The organism is Pseudomonas flavocrustae, assembly GCF_029872515.1.
Classification (GTDB): domain Bacteria; phylum Pseudomonadota; class Gammaproteobacteria; order Pseudomonadales; family Pseudomonadaceae; genus Chryseomonas; species Chryseomonas aestiva.
Map to the genome: position 1 here is coordinate 77,550 of NZ_JAPDIQ010000005.1, position 22,591 is coordinate 100,140.

Here is a 22,591-nt window from a genome sequence, read left to right on the forward strand (position 1 = left end):
GGGCAGCGTGGAAACCCGGTAAGGTGCAGGTCTATGATGAAGGGGCCGACCCTGCCCCGCGGAGCGCGACATGCTGAATCTGTACCCGGAAATCAAGCCTTACGCCCGCCACGAGCTGGCCGTCGAAGCCCCCCATGTGCTCTATGCCGACGAAAGTGGCTCGCCGGATGGTCTGCCGGTGCTGTTCATCCATGGCGGACCCGGCTCCGGATGCGATCGCCTGAGCCGGCGCTTCTTCGATCCCAATCTCTATCGCATCGTCACCTTCGATCAGCGCGGCTGTGGTCGCTCCATCCCCTATGCCAGCCTGGAGAACAACACCACCTGGCACCTGGTCGAGGACATCGAGCGCCTGCGCGAGCACCTGGGCATCGAGCAGTGGGTACTGTTCGGCGGCTCCTGGGGCTCCACCCTGGCCCTGGCTTATGCCCAGCGCCATCCCGAGCGGGTCAAGGCCATGGTCCTGCGCGGCATCTTTCTCTGCCGCCCGGTGGATCTGCACTGGTTCTACCAGGAAGGCGCGAGCCGACTCTTTCCCGACTTCTGGCAGGACTATCTGCATCCCATCGCCGAGGAAGAACGCGGCAATCTCATTCAAGCCTACTATCGCCGCCTGACCGGCCCGGACGAACTGGCGCAGATGTCCGCCGCCCGCGCCTGGTCCTGCTGGGAGGGCCGTACGGTGACCCTGAGGCCCAATCCCGACGTGCTGGAGAAATTCAGCGAGCATGCCCTGGCCATTGCCCGTATCGAGTGCCACTACTTCATCAACGCTGCCTTTCTCGAACCCGACCAGCTCTTGCGCGACATGCCCAGGATCGCCCATATCCCGGCGGTAATCGTGCACGGCCGCTATGACATGGTCTGTCCCCTGGACAATGCCTGGGCCCTGCACCACGCCTGGCCGGGCAGCGAATTGCAGATCATCCGCGACGCCGGTCATGCGGCCAGCGAGCCCGGTATCTGCGACGCCCTGGTGCGGGCGACCGACCAGATCGCCCGTGAACTGCTCGATCTGCCCCAGGAGGCCGAGTGAAGGCGCTGCTGCAAAGGGTCATCAGCGCCAGCGTCGAGGTGGAGGGAGAGACGGTCGGCGCCATAGGCCCGGGGCTGCTGGTCTTTGTCGGCATCGAACCCGCGGATGACGAAGCGGCCTGTGCTCGGATGCTCAAGCGGCTGCTGGAATACCGGGTATTCGCCGACGGCGAACAGCGCATGAATCTATCCCTGCAGGATGTCGGCGGCGGTCTGCTGCTGGTCTCCCAGTTCACCCTCGCTGCCGATACCCGCAGCGGGCGGCGGCCGAGCTTTTCCACCGCCGCGCCTCCGGCCCAAGGCGAACGGCTGTTCGGTCACCTGGTGGGCCTCGCCCGTGATCTCCAGCCCGAGGTCCAGACCGGGCGTTTCGGTGCGGACATGCAGGTTTCCCTGGTCAACGACGGACCGGTGACATTTTTATTGTCGATTTAGTGAGGGCGCCCCTTACAGCGCCCTGCCAAGTGTCTATGATTGCGCAGTTCGAGTTTGAACGGTCGTCCAACTGGGGAATCATTGACCCCCGAGGGAGTCGGACCACTGCCTATCCGTTTCGCGACTACCCGTCGCCAAACGTATTCGTACGCTGATTTAGGAGGCTGCGTGTTATCTCATTCCAAAGTTAAGCCGGGCAAGCAGGGCTTCGCCCTGATCGGGCTCTCCGTCGCACTGGGTCTGTTCAGTGCCCAGGCCCTGGCCTTCAGCCTGGACGACGTGGCCGCCAAGGCCAAAGAACTCTCCGGCCAGAAGTTCGTCGCGCCCAAGAGCAACCTGCCCGCATCCTTCAGCGGCATGAAGTATGCCGACTATCAGCAGATCACCTTCAATCAGGACAAGGCCTACTGGAAGGACGCCAAGACGCCCTTCCGGCTGAATTTCTATCACGAGGGCATGCACTACAGCGTGCCGGTGAAGATCAACGAGGTCACCGCCAACAACGTCGAAGAGATCAAATACGATCCCTCGATGTTCAACTTCGGCAATCTGCAGATCGATCAGGCCCAGCTCAAGGATCTCGGCTTCGCCGGATTCAAGGTGCTCTATCCGCTGAACAAGGCGGACAAGCATGACGAGCTGATGACCATGCTCGGCGCCAGCTATTTCCGCGTGATCGGCAAGAACCAGGTCTATGGCCTGTCCGCCCGTGGTCTGGCCATCGACACCGCCCTGCCGTCCGGCGAGGAGTTCCCGCGCTTCACCGAGTTCTGGGTCGAACAACCCCAGTCGGATCGTCGCAACCTGGTGATCTATGCACTGCTCGATTCGCCGCGGGCCACCGGTGCCTATCGCTTCGTGCTGACGCCTGGCAAGGACAGCACCGTCGACGTCGAAGCCAAGGTGTTCCTGCGCGACAACGTCAACAAGCTCGGCATCGCGCCGCTGACCAGCATGTACCTGTTCGGTCCCAACCAGCCGAGCGCCCAGGTCAACTATCGTCCGGCCCTGCACGACTCCAATGGCCTGGCGATCCACGCCGGCAACGGCGAGTGGCTGTGGCGTCCGCTGAACAACCCGCGTCGGCTCTCGGTCAGCACCTACACCATCGAGAATCCGCGCGGTTTCGGTCTGCTGCAGCGCGGTCACGAGTTCTACAAGTACCAGGATCTGGACGAGCGTTACGACAAGCGTCCCAGTGGCTGGGTCGAGCCCAAGGGCGACTGGGGCAAGGGTCATGTCGAACTGGTGGAAATCCCCACCCCGGACGAGACCAACGACAACATCGTGGCCTTCTGGACGCCGGACACCCTGCCGGAGAAGGGCCAGCCGATCGATGTCAGCTATCGCCTGCACTTCACCACCGACGAACCCAACCTGCACACCAAGGACCTGGCCTGGGTCGCTCAGACGCGCCTGTCCACCGGCGATGTGCGGCAGTCCAACCTGGTCCGTCAGACCGATGGCAGCCTGGCCTACATCATCGATTTCGAAGGGCCGAATCTCGACGATCTGCCCGAGGATTCGCAGGTCGGCTCCCAGGTCAGCCTGGACGCCAACGGTGAACTGGTCGAGAACTCTGTGCGCTACAACCCGGTTACCAAGGGCTATCGCCTGACCTTGAGACTCAAGGTCAAGGATCAGACCAAGCCGGTGGAAATGCGCGCCAACCTCGCCCAGGGTGACAAACCGCTCAGCGAAACCTGGACTTACCAGCTACCTGCCAATGAATAACACCACCCGCGATACCTCGGTCGCCGCCACTGGCGACTACCTCGAACACCTGCCGTTGCCCACCGGGCAGCGGCAGGCGCTGGACCAGACGACCGATGTCGAGTCGCTGCACCGGCAACTGGCCGGTGCCCGCGGCGAGGGCGCCCAGGGCGCCGACGCGGTGATCGCCTCCACCGAGGCGCGTCTGGCCGCCGGTTGGGACGAGACGCTGGACGACGGCGAGCTGCTGGGCAGCGATGCCCAGGGGCGTGTCTTCATCAAGGCCACCCCGCCCATGACCCGCTCCATGATGGTGCCCGATCCCTGGCGCACCAATCCCGTGGCGCGGAGCTGGAAGCGTCTGCTCGGCCGCAAGGACCACAGTCGCTGGCAGCCCGATCCCGAAGCCGATGCCCATGCGCACTGGCGCAAGGTGGGTTCCTTCCGGCGCTTCATCCTGCTCATCCTGATGCTGGTGCAGACCGGCATCGCCACCTGGTACATGAAGGCCGTGCTGCCCTATCAGGGCTGGGCGCTGGTCGATCTTAGCGAGGTCTACCGCCAGGGCTGGGGCGAGTCCATCCGCCAGGTGCTGCCCTATGTGGTGCAGACCAGCATCCTGTTGCTCTTCGCCCTGCTGTTCTGCTGGGTCTCCGCCGGTTTCTGGACCGCCCTGATGGGCTTCTGGCAACTGCTCAGCGGACGTGACAAGTACAGCATCTCGGCCAGCTCCACCGGCACCGAGCCGATCGATCCCCAGTCGCGTACCGCCCTGGTGATGCCCATCGCCAACGAAGACGTGCCGCGGGTCTTTGCTGGTCTGCGCGCGACCTACGAGTCGGTCCGCGCCAGCGGCGAGCTGGAGCACTTCGATTTCTTCATCCTCAGCGACAGCAACGACCCCGACAAATGCGTGGCCGAAGAGAAGGCCTGGCTGGAGCTGTGCCGCGAGGTCGGCGGCTTCGGACACATCTTCTATCGTCGCCGCCGCCGTCGGGTGAAGCGTAAGAGCGGCAACATCGACGACTTCTGCCGTCGCTGGGGCAGCCAGTACAAGTACATGGTGGTGCTCGACGCCGACAGCGTGATGAGTGGCGAATGCCTGTCCAGCCTGGTCCGGCTGATGGAAGCCAATCCCCGTGCCGGCATCATCCAGACCGCGCCCAAGGCGTCCGGCATGGATACCCTGTACGCGCGTCTGCAGCAGTTCGCCACCCGGGTGTACGGACCGCTGTTCACCGCCGGCCTGCACTTCTGGCAACTCGGTGAATCCCACTACTGGGGCCACAACGCCATCATCCGGGTCAAGCCGTTCATCGACCATTGCGCCCTGGCTCCACTGCCGGGCACGGGTTCGTTCGCCGGTGCGATTCTCTCCCACGACTTCGTCGAAGCCGCCCTGATGCGGCGCTCCGGCTGGGGCGTGTGGATCGCCTACGACCTGCCGGGTAGCTACGAAGAACTGCCGCCCAACCTGCTGGACGAACTCAAGCGTGACCGCCGCTGGTGCCATGGCAACCTGATGAACTTCCGGCTGTTCCTGGTCAAGGGCATGCACCCGGTGCACCGCGCGGTGTTCCTCACCGGGGTGATGTCCTACCTGTCGGCGCCGCTGTGGTTCCTCTTCCTGGTGCTGTCCACGGCGCTGCTGGCGATCCACAAGCTGCTGGAACCCCAGTACTTCTTCCAGCCCCGCCAGCTGTTTCCGGTCTGGCCCCAGTGGCATCCGGAGCAGGCCATAGCCCTGTTCTCCACCACCCTGATCCTGCTGTTCCTGCCCAAGCTGCTCAGCGTGGTGCTGATCATCGCCAAGGGCGCGAAGGAGTTTGGCGGTGGGTTGCGGCTGTTCCTCTCCATGATGCTGGAGATGCTCTTCTCGGTGCTGCTGGCACCGGTGCGGATGCTCTTCCACACGGTGTTCGTGACCGCCGCTTTCCTTGGCTGGTCGGTGCAGTGGAATTCGCCCCAGCGTGACGACAACGACACGCCCTGGAGCGAAGCCTTCCGCCGCCATGGTTCGCAGATGCTGCTCGGCCTGATCTGGACCGCCGGCGTGGCCTGGCTGGACCCGCGCTTCCTCTGGTGGCTGTCGCCCATCGTGGTGTCGCTGATCCTGTCGGCGCCGGTATCGGTGATCTCCAGTCGGACCAACCTGGGGCTGGGCAGTCGTCGTCATCATCTGTTCCTGATCCCGGAAGAGTACGCACCGCCGCGCGAACTGGTGGCGACCGACGAGTACCTGCACCTGAACAACCGCAACGCCCTGACCAAGGGCTTCCTGCGCGCCACTGTCGATCCGGTGCTCAATGCCCTGGCCATCGGCATGGCCCGCGGTCGCCACGGCAAGGTGGTGGAGCCGGCCCGCCGGCTGCGCGAAGAGCGGGTGGCGCGGGTCCTGGCCGCCGGTCCCGAGAAGACCAAGGGCGACGACCAGTGGCGCCTGCTCAGCGATCCGGACGGCATGGCGCAACTGCACCTGCAGGTGTGGAAGGCCGAGGAGCACCGCAACTGGCGGGAGGCCTATGCCACCCTGCGGCCGCGCTCCCACAGCGATTCGGCGGCGGATGCCGCGGCCAGTCCGGCCAGCATGACCCCGCGACCCGCCTCCTGAGGAGGCGCTCCGCCAGCGAAAAAGCCCCGGTGTCGCGAGACACCGGGGCTTTTTCTTGTCCGTGATCCGGCTAGAACAGGCGGGCGAGGAGGGCGGGTACCGCGTTCTCGACGCGCAGGATGCGTTCACCGAGCTGCACGGGCGCCAGGCCCGCTTCCTGCAGCTTCTCGACCTCGTAGGGTATCCAACCACCCTCGGGCCCGATCGCCAGCGTCACGGGCTCGCTGAGCGCGCGAGGGCAGGCTGGATAGCTGCCCGGATGCCCAACCAGGCCACGGGTGCCGGCGGCGAGTGCGGGCAGGCGATCCTCGACGAAGGGCTTGAATCTCTTTTCGATCAGCACCTCCGGCAGCACCGTGTCCCGGGCCTGCTCCAGCCCCAGGCGCAGTTGCTCCTCGATGGCCTCGGGCGCCAGGAACGGCGTCTGCCAGAAGCTCTTTTCCACGCGATAGCTGTTGAGCAGCACCAGCCGCGCGACGCCCATGGCGGATACGGTCTGCAACACCCGGCGCAGCATCTTGGGGCGGGGCAGGGCCAGCAGCAGGGTGAGCGGCAGCTTGGCCGGCGGCGGCTGATCGAGGGTGACGATCAGGCAGGCCTGGCCGGCATCGAGGGATTCGATGTGGCCGGTACCCATCAGGCCGTTCAGCAGGCCAACGCGCATCCGGTCGCCGGCGGCCGCCTGGTGGACCTCGCGCAGATGGGCGAGACGGCGCGGATCGCGCAGCACGACCCGGTCAGCGGCCGTGAAGTCGGCCGCCTCGAGCAGGATCAGATTCACGGGCGTTCGGCGGGCGGCTGGACGTCGGGACTGGCATCTTCGTCGCTGAGCGGGCGCTCGCGCTTCTGCACGAAGCGACCGAACAGCAGGCCGATCTCGAACAGCAGCCACATGGGCACGGCCAGCATGGTCTGGGAGAAGACATCCGGCGGGGTCAGGATCATGCCGACCACGAAGCAGCCGATGATGACGTAGGGGCGGATCTTCTTCAGGTAGGCGACGTCGACCACGCCGATCCAGATCAGCAGCACGGTGGCCACCGGAATCTCGAAGGCCACGCCAAAGGCGAAGAACAGCGTCAGGATGAAGTCCAGGTAGGCATTCAGATCCGGCATCATCACAGCGCCTTCCGGCGTGATGCTGCTGAAGAAGTGGAAGATGATCGGGAACACCAGGAAGTAGGCGAAGGCCATGCCGGTGTAGAACAGCACGATGCTGGAGATCAACAGCGGGATGGCGACCTTCTTCTCGTGACGATAAAGACCCGGCGCGATGAAGCCCCAGACCTGGTGCAGGATCACCGGCATGGCGATGAACAGCGACACCACCAGGGTCAGCTTGAAGGGTGCGAGGAACGGCGAGGTGACGTCCGTGGAGATCATGGTCGCGCCTTCGGGAAGGACGCGGCGGATCGGCTCGGAAGCGAAGGCATAGATCTTCTGGGCGAAGTAGAACAGGCCGAGGAAGATCAGAAAGGTCGCCAGCACGCATCTGAGGATACGGGTGCGCAATTCGGTGAGGTGCGAGACCAGGGGCATTTCCTGGTCATCGTGTTCGGAGGGCTTGTCGCTCATGGTGCTCTTGGCGGCGTCTGGGGCGGATCCTGCGGGCGTTCGGCAACCACGTCCTGGGGCATGGGCGGAGCAGCGGCGGCGGGCGGTGTCTGGACTTCCGGCGTGGAAGCGGCAGGCTTGGGCCGGTTGTCGCGCTGTTCCATGGACAGGATATGCTCGTTGCGCAATTGCTGGCGAATTTCGTCAGCACCGATCTCGCGCTCCACTTCCTGGCGGATGCTGTTGAAGCTGCGCCTCAGGCGACCGATCCACAGCCCCGCGGTGCGTGCGGCACCCGGCAGGCGTTCCGGGCCCAGCACCAGCAGGGCGACGAACCCCACCAGCATCATTTCGGGAAAGCTGATTCCGAACATGGCGGGGCCTTAGTCCTTGCGTACCACCGGCTCTTCGACCTTGCGGTGCTCGGCGTCGAAGGTCTGGGGGCGATTCAGGGGAGCATTCGGGTTGGCCGTGCTGGTGGTAGGCGTCGGCTGTTCGGCCTTGTCGTCCTCGTCGGTGTGCATGGCCTTGCGAAAGCCCTTGATGGCCTCGCCCACGTCGGAGCCCAGATGCTTCAGGCGTTTGGTGCCAAAGACGATCACCACGACGAGCAGGATGACGATCCAGTGTTTCCAGTCGAAGATACCCATGGTCTTTCCTCGTTGCGAAGCTTGGGGTCAGGATTGAGTGCGGGCGGCCTTTTCGGCGTGCCCGGAGAGGCCGAAACGACGATCCAGTTCGTCCAGCACGGCCTGGGGATGCTGGCCGAGGGCCGAGAGCATGATCAGGCTGTGGAACCAGAGGTCGGCGGTCTCGTAGATGACGTCGTCGTACTGCTGGCTGATGGCGGCGTCTTTCGCCGCGAGAATGGTCTCGACGCTTTCTTCGCCGACCTTTTCCAGGATCTTGTTCAGGCCCTTGTGATAGAGGCTGGCCACATAGGAGGAATCCGGGGCGGCCTGCTTGCGTTCTTCCAGTACCTGCGCCAGACGCGCCAGGGTGTCAGTCATGGCCGTGCCCTCCGGCATAGATGGCTTGGGGATCCTTGACCACCGGGTCGACGGTCGTCCACTCGCCATCGCGCAGCACGCGATAGAAGCAGCTCTCCCGACCGGTGTGGCAGGCGATGCCGCCAAGTTGCTCCACCTGCAGCACCACCACGTCGGCGTCGCAATCCAGGCGCAGTTCGATGACGCGCTGTACGTGACCGGACTCCTCGCCCTTGCGCCACAGGCGGTTGCGCGAGCGCGACCAGTAGACCGCACGGCCTTCGGCGGCGGTCAGGGCCAGGGATTCGCGGTTCATCCAGGCCATCATCAGGATGCGCCCCGAGGTGGGGTCCTGGGCGATAGCCGGTACCAAGCCGTCGCTGTTCCAGTGGATCTCGTCTAACCAGTCGCTCATGAGTCTGTTCAATACTACGAATTAGGGTACTGGGCTCTGTCCGAAAATTGCCTGCGCTCGGTCATGTGGCGTTAAAAATCCGTTCGGAATGCTCATTTACCGTTCGTAAACTCCGCTTCCTCACGGATTTGATTCGCTGGCGCTCACCCTTCGGGCCAACCCTTGGCTGTTACTCCCGTTGGTCGTTGCGCCTTGCCTGACCTTCGCTCGGCGACTTTTCAGACAGGCCCTAGCCTCGCACAAGACGCAACTCGAATACAGCGGCAGGGCACCAGTGGCTGAGGGCGTGTATTTCGCCCGATAAAAATGACAGGACGGTTACAGCTTAAGGAGTTCAGCGCCTGATCACCAGAACCAGGCCGCCGACCAGCATGGCCCAGGCCGGCCAGGCGTGGGGCTGGGGTTCGAGACCCAGTTGTGCCGCACCCACCAGCAGGACCGCGCCGACCACCCGCACGATCCAGTCGTCGTTGCGTCTGCCCCAGGGATTGGGCGGATCCTTGCGATGCGGCTGGGTGATGCGTTCCAGGGTATCGCGCGCCATCTGCGCCAGATGGGGGATCTGCTCCAGTTGCTGCTGGATATTGCGGGCGACCTGCGGCGGACTCAGCCGCTTGCGCATCCACTTTTCCAGGTAGGGCTTGGCGGTGGACCAGAGATCCAGGTCCGGATAGAGCTGGCGGCCCAGGCCTTCGATGTTGAGCAGGGTCTTCTGCAGGAGCACCAGTTGCGGCTGGATCTCCATGTTGAAGCGGCGCGCCACCTGGAACAGCCGCAACAGCAGCTGGCCGAAGGAAATGTCCTTGAGCGGCTTCTCGAAGATGGGTTCGCAGACGGTGCGGATGGCCGCTTCCAGTTCGTTGACCTGGGTGTTGGCCGGTACCCAGCCGGAGTCGATGTGCAACTGCGCGACCTTGCGGTAGTCGCGCTGGAAGAAGGCCCAGAGGTTGCGCGCCAGATAGTCCTGGTCCTCGGGGGTCAGGCTGCCGATGATGCCGCAGTCCACCGCGATGTAGAGCGGATCCCAGGGCTTGGCGGTGCTGACGAAGATGTTGCCCGGGTGCATGTCGGCGTGGAAGAAGCTGTCGCGGAAGACCTGGGTGAAGAAGATCTCCACCCCTCGCTCGGCCAGCAGCTTGAAGTCGGTGCCCTGGTCGCGCAGGGCGGCCAGGTCGGTTACCGGGATGCCGTAGATGCGCTCCATGACCAGCACCCGCTCGCGGCACCAGTCCCAGTACACCTGGGGCACATAGAGGCGCTCGGAGCCGTCGAAATTGCGTCTGAGCTGGCTGGAGTTGGCCGCTTCGCGCAAAAGGTCCAGCTCGTCGTAGATGGTCTTCTCGTAGTCGCTGACCACGTCCATCGGGTGCAGGCGGCGGGCTTCGGCGGACAGCCGTTCGGCCAGGCGCGCCAGCAGGAACAGCCAGGCGATGTCCTGGCTGATGATGTTCTTAAGCCCCGGGCGCACCACCTTGACCACCACCTCTTCGCCAGTCCGCAGCTGGGCGGCATGGACCTGGGCCACCGAGGCCGAGGCCAGCGGCTGGTGATCGAAGCGGGCGAAGGCCTGCTTGATGGGTACGCCGAGCTGGGACTCGATGAGCGCCACGGCCTTTTCCGGCGGAAAGGGCGGGACCTTGTCCTGCAGGAACATCAGTTCGTCGGCGATATCCTCCGGCATGAGGTCGCGCCGGGTGGAAAGGATCTGCCCGAATTTGACGAACACCGGTCCCAGACCTTCCAGCGCCAGGCGCAGACGGGCGCCGCGCGGCAGGGTCTTGCTCGGACGTGGCAACCAGCGCCAGGGCAGCACGTAGCGGGTGGCACGCAGGTACCAGGGCAGCGGCAGGGCATAGACGATGTCGTCAAGCCGATAGCGGATGACCACGAAGAAGATCCGCAACAGGCGGTTGAGGGCAGCGAACAGCTTCATTCGTCGGGGTTATCCCTGGTGTTGCGGGCGGTGCCCAGGCGGGCGAGACGGGCGTCGAGACGATCCACGTCCAGGCGCAGGGCATCGATCTCGGCGAAGCGGGCCTCACCTTCGAGACGACCCACCAGCTGGCGGCTCTCCTCGTTCAGCCAGTTGGACAGCGTCAGTTGCAGGCTGTCACGGCTCTGTTCACCGAGCGCCTGGCCGCGCCGGGCCAGATCGCCCAGCAGCGCCGCCGGCAGCGGGCCGAGCCAGCGACTGACCTCGTGCTGCCAGTCCAGCTCCAGCTTCTGCAGGATGTTGGCCAGCTCGATCAGCAGGGTGCTGTCGCCTTCCAGACGCACGTCCGGCTGGTGCAGCACCCGCTGCTTGTCACGGGCCAGGGCCAGTTCGGCCAGACGTGTCGCCGGGGCACTCAGGGTGCAGTCGATATCGCCTTCGTGATGGGCGGCGAAATGCAGGCCGTCACCCGCGGGCAGGACGTACAGGCGCAGCGCCGGTTGCCGGGTCTGCACCGCGATCACCCGGCCGGTCAGGCCGGCCAGCCGCGGCAAGGCCACGGGGTCGAGCGCCAGTAGTGGATTCAGGCCACGCTCCAGCGCGGCCAGCAATGCCTGGGTGACGAGGGCCATCAGGGCTTGATGCCGCGATGCAGGGCGACCACGCCGCCGGTCATGTTGTGGAAGGTGACCCGGGCGAAACCGGTCTCTTCCATCATGGCCTTGAGGGTCTGCTGATCGGGGTGCATGCGGATGGATTCGGCCAGGTAGCGATAGCTTTCGGCGTCACCGGCCACCAGCTTGCCCATCAGGGGCAGGAAACCGAAGGAGTAGGCGTCATAGGCCTTGGACACCAGCGGATTGGTGGGCTTGGAGAACTCCAGCACCAGCAGCCGGCCACCCGGCTTGAGCACGCGCAGCATCGAAGCCAGGGCCTGGTCCTTGTGGGTGACGTTGCGCAGGCCGAAGGCGATGGTGATGCAGTCGAAATGGTTGTCGGGGAAGGGCAGCTTCTCGGCATCCGCCTGGACGAAGCGCACATTGCTGGCGACGCCTTCGTCGAGCAGGCGGTCGCGGCCGACCCGGAGCATGGAATCGTTGATGTCGGCCAGGACCACCTCGCCGGTGGGGCCGACCAGACGGGCGAACTGCTTGGTCAGGTCGCCGGTGCCGCCAGCGATGTCCAGTACGCGGTTGCCACGGCGCACGCCGGACAGCTCGATGGTGAATCTCTTCCACAGCCGGTGGATGCCCGCCGACATCAGGTCGTTCATCACATCGTACTTGGCCGCCACCGAATGGAAGACCTCCGCGACCTTGTAAGCCTTCTGGCTCTCCGGAACGCTCTGGTAGCCGAAGTGGGTCTGGGATTCGGCCTCGGGGCCTTTGCGCGGATCGCTCATGGGGCTACACCTGGGACAGGGACAAGAGGGCATTCTAGCAGGCCGATCGCCCGGCATGCCCGGCTAAAACCGGGGCTGACCGCTCGGTTCTCGCGATTGGCGACGTGGCGGGCCCTCGCTATAGTCAGGGCCCCTTATCCGGAGTTCCCCGATGTCCCAGATCACCATCGAACGCAGCCATTCGCTTGGCTTGGAAGGCGTTCGCCAGAAGGCCGATCAACTGGCCGAAAAACTCACGCGTGACTATGGGGTGGCCTGCGCCTGGGAAGGCGATACCCTGACATTCACGCGCAGCGGCGTGGATGGACGGATCGAGGTCGGTGAAGACCGGGTGCGGGTGCTGGCGACCCTGGGCATGATGTTCTCGATGCTCAGTGGCCAGATCGAGAAAGAGATCGAGCGCAAGCTGGACAAGGCCCTGGCGGCCTGAGCCAGGGCTAGAGCATCAGCTTGACCGCGCTGACGTGTGGGTCCCGCGTCTTGCCGGCGCGGGCCAGCTGTTCCAGGTAGTCGGCCCAGAGTTCGTCGCGGCGACTGCCCAGTTCATAGAGATAGTCCCAGCTGAACAGACCACTGTCGTGGCCGTCATCGAAGGTCAGCTTGATGGCGTAGCGCCCCGCCGGTTCGACGGCGCTGATGCCGACCTGCTGCTTGCCCCACTGCAATACCGGATTGCCGTGTCCCTGGACCTCGGCCGAAGGCGAGTGCACCCGCAGGAATTCGGCGGGCAGCTCGAAGGTTTCCGCGCCATAGCTGACGCTGAGGGTCTTGGAAGCCTTGTGGAGCTGGATGGCGGTGGGAGTACGCATGGTGAGGTTCTCTGAGCGGTTTTGCAGTCTTTGCCTGAGGCCATCGCGGCCATGGGCCGCTCCTACAGGAGACATCGAACCCTGTAGGAGCGGCCCATGGCCGCGATTACGAATGCACCAAACCTACCGTTACAGTATATAGCGCGACAGGTCTTCGTCCTGCGCCAGTTCGCCCAGGTGGCCGTTCACATAGGCCGCGTCGATGACGATGGGCTCGCCATTCTGCTGGCCAGCGAGGTCGGCGGCGCTGAAGGACACCTCTTCCAGCAGGCGTTCCAGCAGGGTGTGTAGGCGCCGGGCACCGATGTTCTCGGTCTTCTCGTTGACCTGCCAGGCGATCTCGGCGATGCGGGTGATGCCGTCGGCGGCGAATTCCACCAGCAGCCCCTCAGTCTTGAGCAGTTCGCGATACTGCTCGGTGAGGGAGGCATGCGGCTCGGTGAGGATGCGCTCGAAGTCCTGCGGGGTCAGCGCCTTGAGTTCGACGCGAATCGGCAGACGACCCTGCAGCTCCGGCACCAGATCGCTGGGCTTGGACAGGTGGAAGGCGCCCGAGGCGATGAACAGGATATGGTCGGTCTTGACCATGCCCAGCTTGGTGTTGACGGTGCAGCCTTCGATCAGCGGCAGCAGGTCACGCTGCACACCCTCGCGGGAGACATCGGCACCGCTGGTGTTGCCACGCTTGGCGACCTTGTCGATCTCGTCGATGAAGACGATGCCGTGCTGCTCGACGGCTTCCAGGGCACGGCCCTTGAGTTCTTCCTCGTTGACCAGGCGCGCGGCTTCTTCGTCGCGCACCAGCTTGAGCGCTTCCTTGACCTTGAGCTTGCGCTGCTTGGTCTTGCCCTTGTGCATGCCGGCGAAGAGATTCTGCAGTTGGCTGGTCATCTCCTCCATGCCGGGCGGGGTCATGATCTCGACGCCAGCGGGGGCATCGGCCACCTCGATGTCGATTTCCTTGTCGTCCAGCTGGCCTTCGCGCAGGCGCTTGCGGAACAGCTGACGGGTGTTGCTATCGGTCGATGCCGGCTGGGGCTCGTTGCTGAAGCCCACCGACGGCCGCGCCGGCGGCAGCAGGGCATCGAGGATGCGCTCTTCGGCGGCGTCTTCGGCGCGATGGCGGTTACGCACCATTTCCTGTTCGCGCAGCATCTTCACGGCGGCGTCGGCCAGGTCGCGGATGATGGACTCGACGTCGCGGCCGACATAGCCGACCTCAGTGAACTTGGTGGCTTCCACCTTGAGGAAGGGCGCATTGGCCAGCTTGGCCAGGCGCCGGGCGATTTCGGTCTTGCCCACACCCGTGGGGCCTATCATCAGGATGTTCTTGGGGGTGACCTCGGGACGCAGCTCGACGGGCAGCTGCATGCGCCGCCAGCGGTTGCGCAGGGCGATGGCCACGGCGCGCTTGGCGTCGTCCTGGCCGATGATGTGGCGATTGAGTTCGTGGACGATCTCGCGGGGGGTCATGGACATGGGCAGTCTCTAAACCGGATCACGCCTGGGGCGCGTCCAGCTCCTCGATGGTCAGGTTGCGATTGGTGAACACGCAGATGTCACCGGCGATATTCAGGGAAGTCTCGGCGATTTCGCGGGCACTGAGGTCGGTGTGCATGAGCAGGGCGCGAGCGGCGGCCTGGGCATAGGCGCCACCGGAGCCCATGGCGATCAGCCCTTCTTCGGGTTCCACCACGTCGCCGTTGCCGGTGATGATCAGGGAGGCGTCCTTGTTGGCGACCGCCAGCATGGCTTCCAGACGGCGCAGGGCACGGTCGGTGCGCCAGTCCTTGGCCAGCTCGACGGCGGCGCGGACCAGGTGGCCCTGGTGCTTCTCGAGTTGCGCCTCGAAGCGCTCGAAGAGGGTGAAGGCGTCGGCGGTACCGCCGGCGAAACCGGCCAGCACCTCGCCCCGGTACAGCCGCCGGACTTTCTTGGCGTTGCCTTTCATGACGGTGTTGCCCAGGGAAACCTGGCCGTCGCCGCCGATCACGACCTTGCCGTTGCGGCGTACAGAAACGATGGTGGTCAAGGGAATCTCTCCGCGTTGCTTGGGGCGTCGGCCCCGGTTAAGCGGAGATATGGGGATGGCCGCGGCGCCCTTCAAGCGTCGCGGCGGGGGGATTCGGCAGGTGAGAGTCTGTTCACGGCCTCGCGAGCTGGAGCCAAACCAGGCGAAAATTCTCGAGGAAGCGCAGTTTACGCGTGGTAAATGAGCATTCCGAGAGAGTTTTCAACGCCTTTTGGCTGACTCGCAGCAGGCCATGGGCAGACTCTTTAGTGACCGCGTCGCTGTTGCAGCAACAGATTCTTGAAGCCGCTGCCGGCGAGCTGTTTCTGCGCCTGGGTCAGCTGGTCGCGATCGCTGTAGGGACCGACCAGTACCCGGTACCAGGTGTCGTCCTTGACCTTGCCCGACTCCACCCGCACGTCCTGGCCGAGCATGATGATCTGGGCGCGGACCCGGTCGGCATCGGCCTGGGTGCGGAAGGAACCGGCCTGGAGGAAGAACAGGGTTACCGGCGGCTGGGCCTTGGTGGTGGCTTCCTTGGGCGGCGTGGCGGCCGGCTGGCCCGGGGTGGTCGCGGGCGTGGCCGACGTCGCGGTCGCCGGCTGGCCGGGTTGCGCCGGGGTCGCGGCGGCATCCGGTTTGGCCGGGGTGGTCGGCTTGGCGGCCGGATTGCGCGGCACGGCGTCCGGCGGCACGATCACCTCGGATTCGGGCAGCAGGGTATAGAAGTCGTACTTGGGCTTGATCGGCGTGGGCGGCGTGCCTTCGGTCTTGCCGGTAGCAGTCGACGACTTGCCATTACCCGCCGTGGCGGCCGGGCGGCCTTCTTCCGGCTTGGCACGCTGCACCGCCTTGTTGCCTGGTTCGAGCTTCATCAGGAACACCACGAAGGCCCCGATGGCCAGACCCGACGCAAGCCAGACCCAGCCGGGCAGGGGCTGTTTCTTGGGAGTCGAGGTGTTGCGACTGGCGCCGCGCTTGGGTGGGGCTTTCTTGGTAGCCATCAGGCGGTGATCCGTCTCTTACATGCGTTCCAGGGTGTGCAGGCCGAGCAATTCCAGACCCTGCTTGAGGGTGCGCCCGGTGAGGGCCGCCAGCCGCAGGCGGCTCTGGCGCAGCGCGGGGTCCTCGGCGGTCAGGATCGGGCAATTCTCGTAGAAGCTGGAGAACAGGCCGGCCAGGTCATAGAGGTAGCTGCACAGCAGGTGCGGGGTACCCTTGTCGGCAACGCTGGCGAGGATTTCGCCGAATTGCGCCAGGCGACCGCCCAGATCCTGCTCCTGCGTGGCATCCAGGCGGATGCTGCCGGCGGGTTCGCTCTGCTCGGCCTTGCGCAGCACGCTGGCGACGCGGGTGTAGGCGTACAGCAGATAGGGCGCGGTATTGCCCTCGAAGCTGAGCATCTGCTCGAAGTTGAAGCTGTAGTCGCTGGTGCGGTGCTTGGACAGGTCGGCGTACTTGACCGAGGCGATGCCCACCACGCGGCCGATGTGGCGCAGTTCGTCCTCGCTGAAGGGCGCCTCGCCACGCTCGGCGCGACCGGCATTGCGCTCCTTGACCAGCTGGTAGGCACGTTCCTCGGCTTCGTCGAGCAGGTCGACCAGCTTGACGGTACCGCCGTCGCGGGTCTTGAACGGGCGACCGTCGGCACCGTTCATGGTACCGAAGCCCATGTGCTCGAGTTGCATGGTCGGTGCGACGAAGCCGGCGCGGCGCGCCACCTCGAAGACCATCTGGAAGTGCAGGGCCTGGCGCTGGTCGACGAAGTAGAGCGCCCGATCGGCGTGCAGCTGGCGGCTGCGGTAGCGCATGGCGGCCAGGTCGGTGGTGGAATAGAGATAGCCGCCACCGGCCTTTTGCACGATCACCGGCAGGGGATTGCCCTCGGCGTTCTTGAATTCGTCGAGAAAGACGCAGCGGGCGCCGTCGCTCTCGGTGAGCAGGCCGGCGGCGTCCAGATCGCTCACCACCTGGGCCAGGTCGTCGTTGTAGGCGCTCTCGCCCTTGACGTCGGCCGGGGTCAGGCGGACGTTGAGGCGGTCGTAGACTTCCTGGCAGTGGGACAGGGAGACGGCATTGAAGCGTTCCCAGAGTCGCAGGCAGTGGGCATCGCCGGCCTGCAGCGCCACCACCAGTTCGCGCGCGCGAGCGGCGAATTCCGGCGAGGCGTCGAAGCGCCCCTTGGCGGCGCGATAGAACACCTCGAGATCGGCCAGCTCGCCTTCGGCGGCTTGCGGCTGCTCTTCCATGTAGGCCAGCAGCATGCCGAACTGGGTGCCCCAGTCACCCACGTGGTTCTGGCGGATCACCTCGTCGCCGAGGAATTCCAGCACCCGCGCCGCGGCGTCACCGATGATGGTCGAACGCAGGTGACCGACGTGCATCTCCTTGGCCAGGTTCGGCGAGGAAAGGTCCACCACGACGCGCTGACGCGGCTCGTGCCTGGGCACCCCCAGATGCGGATCGGCAAAGGCGGCATCCAGGCGCGCGGCCAGTTGCGCGTGATTCTGGAAGAAGTTGAGAAAGCCGGGGCCGGCGATTTCCACCTTGCTGACCGCCGGATCGGCGGGCAGGGCGGCGAGCAGCTTTTCGGCCAGGTCGCGGGGCTTGGCGCGAGCCGGCTTGGCCAGCAGCAGGGCGACGTTGCTGGCGAAGTCGCCGTGGCTCTTGTCCTTGGTGTTTTCGACCTGGATGGCCGGAGCCACGTCGGCCGGCAGGGTGCCGTCGGCGATCAGGCGGTCGAGGGCGTGCTGGATGAGCTGGCGGATGCTGTCTTTCATGGTCATTGGCCTTCGGCGTGCGCCGAGCGCGCACTGCGATGAAAACCCGGCATTATCCGTGGCGAGCCCGGCCTTGCCAATGGTAAGCCAATGCCACTAGAAGAGATCGATGGGATCCACGTCCAGCGACCAGCGCACCTGACGGGCTTCAGGCAGGCTTTCCAGCTGGACGACCCAGATGCCCAGCAGGCGATGCAGAGGCGCGCGGCTGCTGCTTTGCAGCAGCAACTGGGCCCGGTGGCGACCGGCGCGGCGCTCCATCGGCGCCGGTACCGGCCCCAGCAACTCCACCTGAGGCAGGGCGAGATTGACCGCCAGGCCCTCGGCGACGTGATAGGCCGCCTCCAGGAAATTCTCCACCTGGTCCTGGCGATGGGCATCGGCGCGCAGCAGCGCCAGATAGGCGAAGGGCGGCAGCCCGGCGGCGCGGCGCTCCTGCAGAGCCTGGCGGGCAAAGGCCGGATAACCCTCCTCGGCCAGCTGCACCATCAGCGGATGATCGGCCAGATGGGTCTGGATCAGCACCTGCCCCGGCTCCTCGGCGCGACCGGCGCGACCGGCCACCTGGACGATCTGCTGGGCCATGCGCTCGCTGGCGCGGAAGTCGGCGGAAAACAGCCCGCTGTCGGCGTCCAGCACGGCCACCAAGGTCACCTTTGGAAAGTGGTGCCCCTTGGCGAGCATCTGGGTGCCGACCAGGATGCAGGGCACCCCACTGTGGATGGTGCGCAGGAGTTTGCCCAAGGCGTCCTTGCGTGCCGTGGTGTCGCGGTCGATGCGCAGCACCGGGACGTCCGGAAACAGCAGCTGCAGGCGTTCCTCGGCGCGTTCGGTACCGGCACCCACCGGGCGCAGGTCGAGCTTGCCGCAGGACGGGCAATGCCGCGGCGGCGTCTGGCGCTGATCGCAGTGGTGGCAGCGCAATTCGCCGGAGCCGCGGTGATAGGTCATGCGCGCATCGCAGCGCGGGCACTGGGCCAGCCAGCCGCAGTCGTGGCAGAGCAGGGTGGGAGCGAAGCCGCGACGATTGAGGAACACCAGCACCTGCTGACCGCGCTCCAGGGTCGCGCCCATGGCCTTGAGCAGTGGCTGGGAGAGGCCGCTGTCCAGCGGACGGCTGCGCACGTCCAGGCGCTCGAAGCGCGGCGGCTGGGCGCCACCGGCACGGAGCGACAGGCGCAGGTGGGCATAGCGCCCCTGGTCGGCGTTGTGCAGGCTTTCCAGCGAGGGCGTGGCCGAGCCCAGCACCACCGGCAGATTCTCGAAGCGCGCGCGAACCACCGCCAGGTCGCGAGCGTGGTACCTGAGGCCCTCCTGCTGTTTATAGGAGGCGTCGTGTTCCTCATCGACGATGATCAGCCCAGGGTGTTTGAGTGGGGTGAACAGCGCCGAGCGGGTGCCGACCACGATGTCCAGTTCGCCATCGCGGGCGGCCAGCCAGATATCCATGCGCTCGCGATCGGTCAGCGCCGAGTGCAGCAGGGCGATGCGGGCATTGAAGCGCTGCTCGAAACGCCCCAGGGTCTGCGGGCCCAGGTTGATCTCGGGGATCAGTAGCAGCGCCTGGCGCCCCGCTTCCAGGGTGGCGCGGATCAGTTGCAGATAGACCTCGGTCTTGCCGCTGCCGGTCACCCCTTCCAGGAGATGGCAGTGGAAGCCGCTGCCGGCGCGGACCGCTTCGTAGGCCAGGCGCTGCTCGCTGTTGAGTGGCAACTCGGCCTGGGCCAGCCAGGAACCCTGGTGCCGCGTCGGCTGGTGATAGCGGGTCTCCACCGTGACCAGGCCCTTGGCCTGCAGCAGATCGAGACTGTCCTTGACCAGGCCGAGCTGACCGAGCAATTCGTGCAGCACCCCGTGGGGGTGCTGGCGCAGGGTCTTGAGTGCCTCGCGCTGGCGCGGCGCGCGGGCCAGGCGTGGATCTTCCGGGCGCGCATCGGGCTGGGCGATCCAGAAGCGCTGCAGTCGTCGCTCGGCCGGCTCCCCCTGACGCAAAAGGGCAGGAAGTGCCCAGCTCAGGGTGTCGCCGAGGCTGTGCTGATAGTACTGGGCAGACCACTGGCAGAGCTCGAACAGCGCGCTGGGCAGCGGCGGACGCTCGTCGAGCAGTTGCAGTGCCTTGCGCAGCTTGTCCGGCGGCACCTCGGTTTCCCGGGCCACCTCGATCAGCACCCCGACCACCTCGCGGCGACCGAAGGGTACCCGCAGCCGCACGCCCGGGCGCAACTGCTCCTCGACCACTCCCTTGGGCGGCAGATAGTCGAACAGGCGGCGCAGTGGGGAGGGCAGCGCCAGGCGCAGGATCAGGGGCACGGCAGGGCTCGCAGGAGGAAAGCCCGATGGTAGCAGACGGGCGGTGAGGGGGCTGCTTGCACCTCCTATCTGCTCTGGTATGATTTGCAGCCCAAATCTGTGCGGTATCCGGCAATGGCGCCGGGTGGCGGCACAGCTAGACCCCGAGGATAGTCCCATGAAAGCTGATATCCATCCGCAGTACGATGCCATCGAAGCCACCTGCAGCTGCGGCAACGTCATCAAGACCCGCTCGACCCTGAGCAAGAACATTCACCTGGACGTCTGCTCCGAATGCCACCCGTTCTACACTGGCAAGCAGAAGGTCCTGGACGCTGGCGGCCGTATCGATCGCTTCAAGCAGCGCTTCGGCGTGTTCGGCAGCAACAAGTAATGCGCTGCCGTCGGCCATCTCTGCATGGTTCGACACTGAAAAAGGCGTCCCTCTGGGGCGCCTTTTTTGTTTGTGGCCTAGCTGGCGCCCCGGTGGCCCAGGCGGCGGACTGTCCGTTGCTGCCGGGCGGACAGGAGGTCGTGGTCCGCCAGGTGGTCGACGGCGATACCCTGCGCCTGGTCGACGGCCGTTCGGTGCGCCTGATCGGCGTCAATGCTCCGGAGCTGGGCACGTCCGGCGGTACCGCCCAGCCCTATGCCGAGGCGGCGCGTCGGCGGCTGCTTGAGCTGGTCGCGGCCAGCGACCAGCGCCTGCGGCTGGTGCCGGGCAGCGAGGCGACCGACCACTATGGTCGCACCCTGGCGCATCTCTATGATCGCCAGGGCGGCAACCTGGAAGCCCGGCTGATAGCCGAGGGCTTCGGCTATGCCGTCGCCATCGCGCCCAATACCCGGCTGGCCGCCTGTCAGGCCGCCGCGGAAAGCCAGGCGCGCAAGGCGCGACGGGGCGTCTGGAAGCAGGATCCGACCATCGCCTCGACCCGCTTGGAAGAGAGTGGTTTCGCCGTGGTGCGGGGGCGTCTGCTGGACGTCGAGCGCAATCGTGGCGGCCTCTGGCTGCAGTTCGAAGGCGATCTGGTGGTCAATGTCCCCGAGCGCTTCGTCGCGGCCTTCGACGAGGTGCCGCTGCGCCAATGGACAGGGCGCGACCTCGAAGCCCGAGGCTGGATCGTCGATCGCAGTCGGCGCCAGGAAGCGGGTCGCGGGCGCTGGCAGATGACCCTGAGCGACCCGCACATGCTGGGTTTGCGGGTTGAATCGTTTTAGCCGAAAGTCGTATTGCGATTGATTTCAGGCATATGGCCGATTGCTTGTGGCACCTTGAGTCTTTGCGTATTCTCGCCCGACCCAAGACCCACACCACGCGGATATACCAATAATGTCTGATCTCAAAACCGCCGCCCTCGAATACCACGCCCAACCGCGCCCCGGCAAACTCAGCGTCGAGCTGACCAAGCCCACCGCGACCGCCCGTGACCTGTCCCTGGCCTACAGTCCCGGCGTCGCCGAACCGGTCCGCGAGATCGGTCGCGATCCCGAACTGGCCTACCGTTACACCGGCAAGGGCAACCTGGTCGCCGTGATCTCCGACGGTACCGCCATCCTCGGCCTGGGCAACCTCGGCCCGCTGGCCTCCAAGCCGGTGATGGAAGGCAAGGGCGTGCTGTTCAAGCGCTTCGCCGGTGTGGACGTCTTCGACATCGAGGTGGACGCCGAGAGCCCCCAGGCCTTCATCGACACCGTCAAGCGCATCTCCATCACCTTCGGCGGCATCAACCTCGAAGACATCAAGGCGCCCGAGTGCTTCGAGATCGAGCGCGCCCTGATCGAGCAGTGCGACATCCCGGTCTTCCACGATGACCAGCATGGCACCGCCATCGTCACCGCCGCCGGCATGCTCAACGCCCTGGAAATCGCCGGCAAGCGTCTGGAAGACGCCAAGATCGTCTGCCTGGGTGCCGGCGCTGCCGCCATCTCCTGCATGCGCCTCCTGGCCAGCATGGGCGCCAAGGTCGAGAACATCTACATGATCGACCGTCAGGGCGTGGTCCACAGCGGTCGCAGCGACCTGAACCAGTACAAGGCGGCCTTCGCCACCGAGACCAGCAAGCGCACCCTGGACGACGCCCTCGAAGGCGCCGATGTCTTCGTCGGTCTGTCCGGTCCGAACCTGTTGTCGGCGGAAGGCCTCAAGCGCATGGCGGCCAACCCCATCGTCTTCGCCTGCTCCAACCCGGATCCGGAAATCACCCCCGAGCTGGCCCACGCCACCCGCGACGACGTGATCATGGCCACCGGTCGCTCCGACTATCCGAACCAGGTCAACAACGTGCTGGGCTTCCCCTTCATCTTCCGCGGTGCCCTGGACGTTCGCGCCCGGGTGATCAACGAAGAGATGAAGATCGCCGCGGCCCTGGCCCTGCGTGATCTGGCCAAGCTGCCGGTGCCCAAGGAAGTCTGCGCCGCCTACAACGTCGACAGCCTGAGCTTCGGTCGCGAGTACATCATTCCCAAGCCGATGGACGCGCGCCTGATCACCCTGGTATCCGATGCCGTGGCCAAGGCCGCCATCGAGACCGGCGTGGCCACGCTGCCCTATCCGGCGAACTATCCGCTGAAGTCGGTGGATGACGTCTTCGCCAAGTAAGGCCCGAAGCAAA

At 65.5% G+C, this 22,591-nt stretch carries 23 protein-coding genes; 8 read left to right on the plus strand and 15 right to left on the minus strand.

The window, feature by feature from the left end; all coding sequences use genetic code 11:
• Positions 1-70: 70 nt before the first annotated feature.
• The 4 genes from pip (at position 71) to mdoH (ending at position 5,794) form a co-directional block, all read left to right on the plus strand.
• Entirely contained in the window at positions 71-1,036 is a 966-nt protein-coding gene (pip, locus tag OMP44_RS12735) for a prolyl aminopeptidase (RefSeq protein ID WP_187980390.1), read from the plus strand.
• A complete protein-coding gene (dtd, locus tag OMP44_RS12740; RefSeq protein WP_187980389.1) occupies positions 1,033-1,470 on the plus strand; it encodes a D-aminoacyl-tRNA deacylase in 438 nt (145 codons plus the stop codon). The genes pip and dtd overlap by 4 nt, the downstream gene beginning before the upstream one ends.
• A gap of 213 nt (positions 1,471-1,683) precedes the next feature.
• Positions 1,684-3,204 carry a glucan biosynthesis protein G gene (locus tag OMP44_RS12745; protein WP_178121676.1) on the plus strand — a complete coding sequence of 507 codons (1,521 nt, stop codon included), beginning with the start codon at positions 1,684-1,686 and terminating at the stop codon, positions 3,202-3,204.
• Entirely contained in the window at positions 3,197-5,794 is a 2,598-nt protein-coding gene (gene mdoH / locus OMP44_RS12750; protein ID WP_280308640.1) for a glucans biosynthesis glucosyltransferase MdoH, read from the plus strand. Before OMP44_RS12745 ends, mdoH begins: the two co-directional genes overlap by 8 nt.
• A gap of 70 nt (positions 5,795-5,864) precedes the next feature.
• Here mdoH and OMP44_RS12755 read toward each other — a convergent pair whose 3' ends face one another.
• The 9 genes from OMP44_RS12755 to ubiE all read right to left on the minus strand — a co-directional run bounded on the left by OMP44_RS12755 (position 5,865) and on the right by ubiE (position 12,087).
• Complete coding sequence (locus tag OMP44_RS12755) at positions 5,865-6,575, minus strand: 16S rRNA (uracil(1498)-N(3))-methyltransferase (protein WP_280308642.1); 711 nt, start codon at positions 6,573-6,575, stop codon at positions 5,865-5,867.
• Complete coding sequence (tatC, locus tag OMP44_RS12760; protein ID WP_187980386.1) at positions 6,572-7,369, minus strand: twin-arginine translocase subunit TatC; 798 nt, start codon at positions 7,367-7,369, stop codon at positions 6,572-6,574. The genes OMP44_RS12755 and tatC overlap by 4 nt, the downstream gene beginning before the upstream one ends.
• Entirely contained in the window at positions 7,366-7,722 is a 357-nt protein-coding gene (gene tatB / locus OMP44_RS12765; protein ID WP_208693831.1) for a Sec-independent protein translocase protein TatB, read from the minus strand. Before tatB ends, tatC begins: the two co-directional genes overlap by 4 nt.
• A 9-nt stretch (positions 7,723-7,731) precedes the next feature.
• Positions 7,732-7,998, minus strand: a complete 267-nt coding sequence (locus OMP44_RS12770; RefSeq protein WP_059230854.1) for a twin-arginine translocase TatA/TatE family subunit — start codon at positions 7,996-7,998, stop codon at positions 7,732-7,734.
• Positions 7,999-8,025: 27 nt separating this feature from the next.
• Positions 8,026-8,358 carry a phosphoribosyl-ATP diphosphatase gene (locus OMP44_RS12775; protein ID WP_007161606.1) on the minus strand — a complete coding sequence of 111 codons (333 nt, stop codon included), beginning with the start codon at positions 8,356-8,358 and terminating at the stop codon, positions 8,026-8,028.
• Complete coding sequence (gene hisI, locus OMP44_RS12780; protein WP_133861506.1) at positions 8,351-8,752, minus strand: phosphoribosyl-AMP cyclohydrolase; 402 nt, start codon at positions 8,750-8,752, stop codon at positions 8,351-8,353. Before hisI ends, OMP44_RS12775 begins: the two co-directional genes overlap by 8 nt.
• Before the next feature lie 334 nt (positions 8,753-9,086).
• Positions 9,087-10,685: a ubiquinone biosynthesis regulatory protein kinase UbiB gene (gene ubiB, locus OMP44_RS12785; protein ID WP_133861505.1), complete on the minus strand. Its 1,599-nt coding sequence runs from the start codon at positions 10,683-10,685 to the stop codon at positions 9,087-9,089.
• Complete coding sequence (locus tag OMP44_RS12790; protein ID WP_280308654.1) at positions 10,682-11,317, minus strand: ubiquinone biosynthesis accessory factor UbiJ; 636 nt, start codon at positions 11,315-11,317, stop codon at positions 10,682-10,684. Before OMP44_RS12790 ends, ubiB begins: the two co-directional genes overlap by 4 nt.
• Complete coding sequence (gene ubiE, locus OMP44_RS12795) at positions 11,317-12,087, minus strand: bifunctional demethylmenaquinone methyltransferase/2-methoxy-6-polyprenyl-1,4-benzoquinol methylase UbiE (RefSeq protein WP_017641038.1); 771 nt, start codon at positions 12,085-12,087, stop codon at positions 11,317-11,319. Before ubiE ends, OMP44_RS12790 begins: the two co-directional genes overlap by 1 nt.
• Before the next feature lie 151 nt (positions 12,088-12,238).
• On the opposite strand from ubiE, the gene OMP44_RS12800 reads away from it, so the two are divergent.
• Positions 12,239-12,517 (plus strand): polyhydroxyalkanoic acid system family protein, encoded by a 279-nt coding sequence (locus OMP44_RS12800; RefSeq protein ID WP_133861503.1) that lies wholly within the window; start codon positions 12,239-12,241, stop codon positions 12,515-12,517.
• 7 nt (positions 12,518-12,524) lie between these two features.
• Here the strand turns inward: OMP44_RS12800 and OMP44_RS12805 are convergent, their stop codons facing one another.
• The 6 genes from OMP44_RS12805 to OMP44_RS12830 form a co-directional block, all read right to left on the minus strand.
• Complete coding sequence (locus tag OMP44_RS12805) at positions 12,525-12,896, minus strand: gamma-butyrobetaine hydroxylase family protein (RefSeq protein WP_133861502.1); 372 nt, start codon at positions 12,894-12,896, stop codon at positions 12,525-12,527.
• 129 nt (positions 12,897-13,025) lie between these two features.
• Positions 13,026-14,375: an ATP-dependent protease ATPase subunit HslU gene (hslU, locus tag OMP44_RS12810; RefSeq protein WP_042136625.1), complete on the minus strand. Its 1,350-nt coding sequence runs from the start codon at positions 14,373-14,375 to the stop codon at positions 13,026-13,028.
• Positions 14,376-14,394: 19 nt separating this feature from the next.
• Positions 14,395-14,928: an ATP-dependent protease subunit HslV gene (gene hslV / locus OMP44_RS12815; RefSeq protein ID WP_017641034.1), complete on the minus strand. Its 534-nt coding sequence runs from the start codon at positions 14,926-14,928 to the stop codon at positions 14,395-14,397.
• A 245-nt stretch (positions 14,929-15,173) separates the two neighbouring features.
• Positions 15,174-15,911 (minus strand): SPOR domain-containing protein, encoded by a 738-nt coding sequence (locus OMP44_RS12820; protein WP_280308662.1) that lies wholly within the window; start codon positions 15,909-15,911, stop codon positions 15,174-15,176.
• Between the two features lie 18 nt (positions 15,912-15,929).
• Positions 15,930-17,687, minus strand: a complete 1,758-nt coding sequence (gene argS / locus OMP44_RS12825) for an arginine--tRNA ligase (protein WP_280308664.1) — start codon at positions 17,685-17,687, stop codon at positions 15,930-15,932.
• A gap of 96 nt (positions 17,688-17,783) precedes the next feature.
• Positions 17,784-19,997 carry a primosomal protein N' gene (locus OMP44_RS12830; RefSeq protein WP_187980382.1) on the minus strand — a complete coding sequence of 738 codons (2,214 nt, stop codon included), beginning with the start codon at positions 19,995-19,997 and terminating at the stop codon, positions 17,784-17,786.
• A gap of 157 nt (positions 19,998-20,154) precedes the next feature.
• Between OMP44_RS12830 and rpmE the strand changes: the two genes are divergently transcribed.
• The 3 genes from rpmE to OMP44_RS12845 all read left to right on the plus strand — a co-directional run bounded on the left by rpmE (position 20,155) and on the right by OMP44_RS12845 (position 22,578).
• Positions 20,155-20,370 (plus strand): 50S ribosomal protein L31, encoded by a 216-nt coding sequence (gene rpmE / locus OMP44_RS12835; RefSeq protein WP_133861498.1) that lies wholly within the window; start codon positions 20,155-20,157, stop codon positions 20,368-20,370.
• Positions 20,370-21,197, plus strand: coding sequence for a thermonuclease family protein (locus OMP44_RS12840; protein ID WP_187980381.1), 828 nt, complete (start codon positions 20,370-20,372; stop codon positions 21,195-21,197). Before rpmE ends, OMP44_RS12840 begins: the two co-directional genes overlap by 1 nt.
• Positions 21,198-21,309: 112 nt before the next feature.
• Positions 21,310-22,578, plus strand: coding sequence for a malic enzyme-like NAD(P)-binding protein (locus OMP44_RS12845; RefSeq protein WP_133861496.1), 1,269 nt, complete (start codon positions 21,310-21,312; stop codon positions 22,576-22,578).
• The last annotated feature ends 13 nt before the right edge of the window (positions 22,579-22,591 follow it).

What these genes read in the sequence shown, in the direction of transcription:
- ubiE (WP_017641038.1), bottom strand. Translation starts at nt 12,087, where the DNA reads ATGAGCGATCCGCGCAAAGGCCCCGAGGCCGAATCCCAGACCCACTTC.
- OMP44_RS12790 (WP_280308654.1), bottom strand. Translation starts at nt 11,317, where the DNA reads ATGGCCCTCGTCACCCAGGCATTGCTGGCCGCGCTGGAGCGTGGCCTG.
- hslU (WP_042136625.1), bottom strand. Translation starts at nt 14,375, where the DNA reads ATGTCCATGACCCCCCGCGAGATCGTCCACGAACTCAATCGCCACATC.
- OMP44_RS12805 (WP_133861502.1), bottom strand. Translation starts at nt 12,896, where the DNA reads ATGCGTACTCCCACCGCCATCCAGCTCCACAAGGCTTCCAAGACCCTC.
- OMP44_RS12820 (WP_280308662.1), bottom strand. Translation starts at nt 15,911, where the DNA reads ATGGCTACCAAGAAAGCCCCACCCAAGCGCGGCGCCAGTCGCAACACC.
- rpmE (WP_133861498.1), top strand. Translation starts at nt 20,155, where the DNA reads ATGAAAGCTGATATCCATCCGCAGTACGATGCCATCGAAGCCACCTGC.
- OMP44_RS12770 (WP_059230854.1), bottom strand. Translation starts at nt 7,998, where the DNA reads ATGGGTATCTTCGACTGGAAACACTGGATCGTCATCCTGCTCGTCGTG.
- OMP44_RS12840 (WP_187980381.1), top strand. Translation starts at nt 20,370, where the DNA reads ATGCGCTGCCGTCGGCCATCTCTGCATGGTTCGACACTGAAAAAGGCG.
- tatC (WP_187980386.1), bottom strand. Translation starts at nt 7,369, where the DNA reads ATGAGCGACAAGCCCTCCGAACACGATGACCAGGAAATGCCCCTGGTC.
- OMP44_RS12775 (WP_007161606.1), bottom strand. Translation starts at nt 8,358, where the DNA reads ATGACTGACACCCTGGCGCGTCTGGCGCAGGTACTGGAAGAACGCAAG.
- OMP44_RS12800 (WP_133861503.1), top strand. Translation starts at nt 12,239, where the DNA reads ATGTCCCAGATCACCATCGAACGCAGCCATTCGCTTGGCTTGGAAGGC.
- tatB (WP_208693831.1), bottom strand. Translation starts at nt 7,722, where the DNA reads ATGTTCGGAATCAGCTTTCCCGAAATGATGCTGGTGGGGTTCGTCGCC.
- ubiB (WP_133861505.1), bottom strand. Translation starts at nt 10,685, where the DNA reads ATGAAGCTGTTCGCTGCCCTCAACCGCCTGTTGCGGATCTTCTTCGTG.
- OMP44_RS12845 (WP_133861496.1), top strand. Translation starts at nt 21,310, where the DNA reads ATGTCTGATCTCAAAACCGCCGCCCTCGAATACCACGCCCAACCGCGC.
- mdoH (WP_280308640.1), top strand. Translation starts at nt 3,197, where the DNA reads ATGAATAACACCACCCGCGATACCTCGGTCGCCGCCACTGGCGACTAC.
- hisI (WP_133861506.1), bottom strand. Translation starts at nt 8,752, where the DNA reads ATGAGCGACTGGTTAGACGAGATCCACTGGAACAGCGACGGCTTGGTA.
- pip (WP_187980390.1), top strand. Translation starts at nt 71, where the DNA reads ATGCTGAATCTGTACCCGGAAATCAAGCCTTACGCCCGCCACGAGCTG.
- argS (WP_280308664.1), bottom strand. Translation starts at nt 17,687, where the DNA reads ATGAAAGACAGCATCCGCCAGCTCATCCAGCACGCCCTCGACCGCCTG.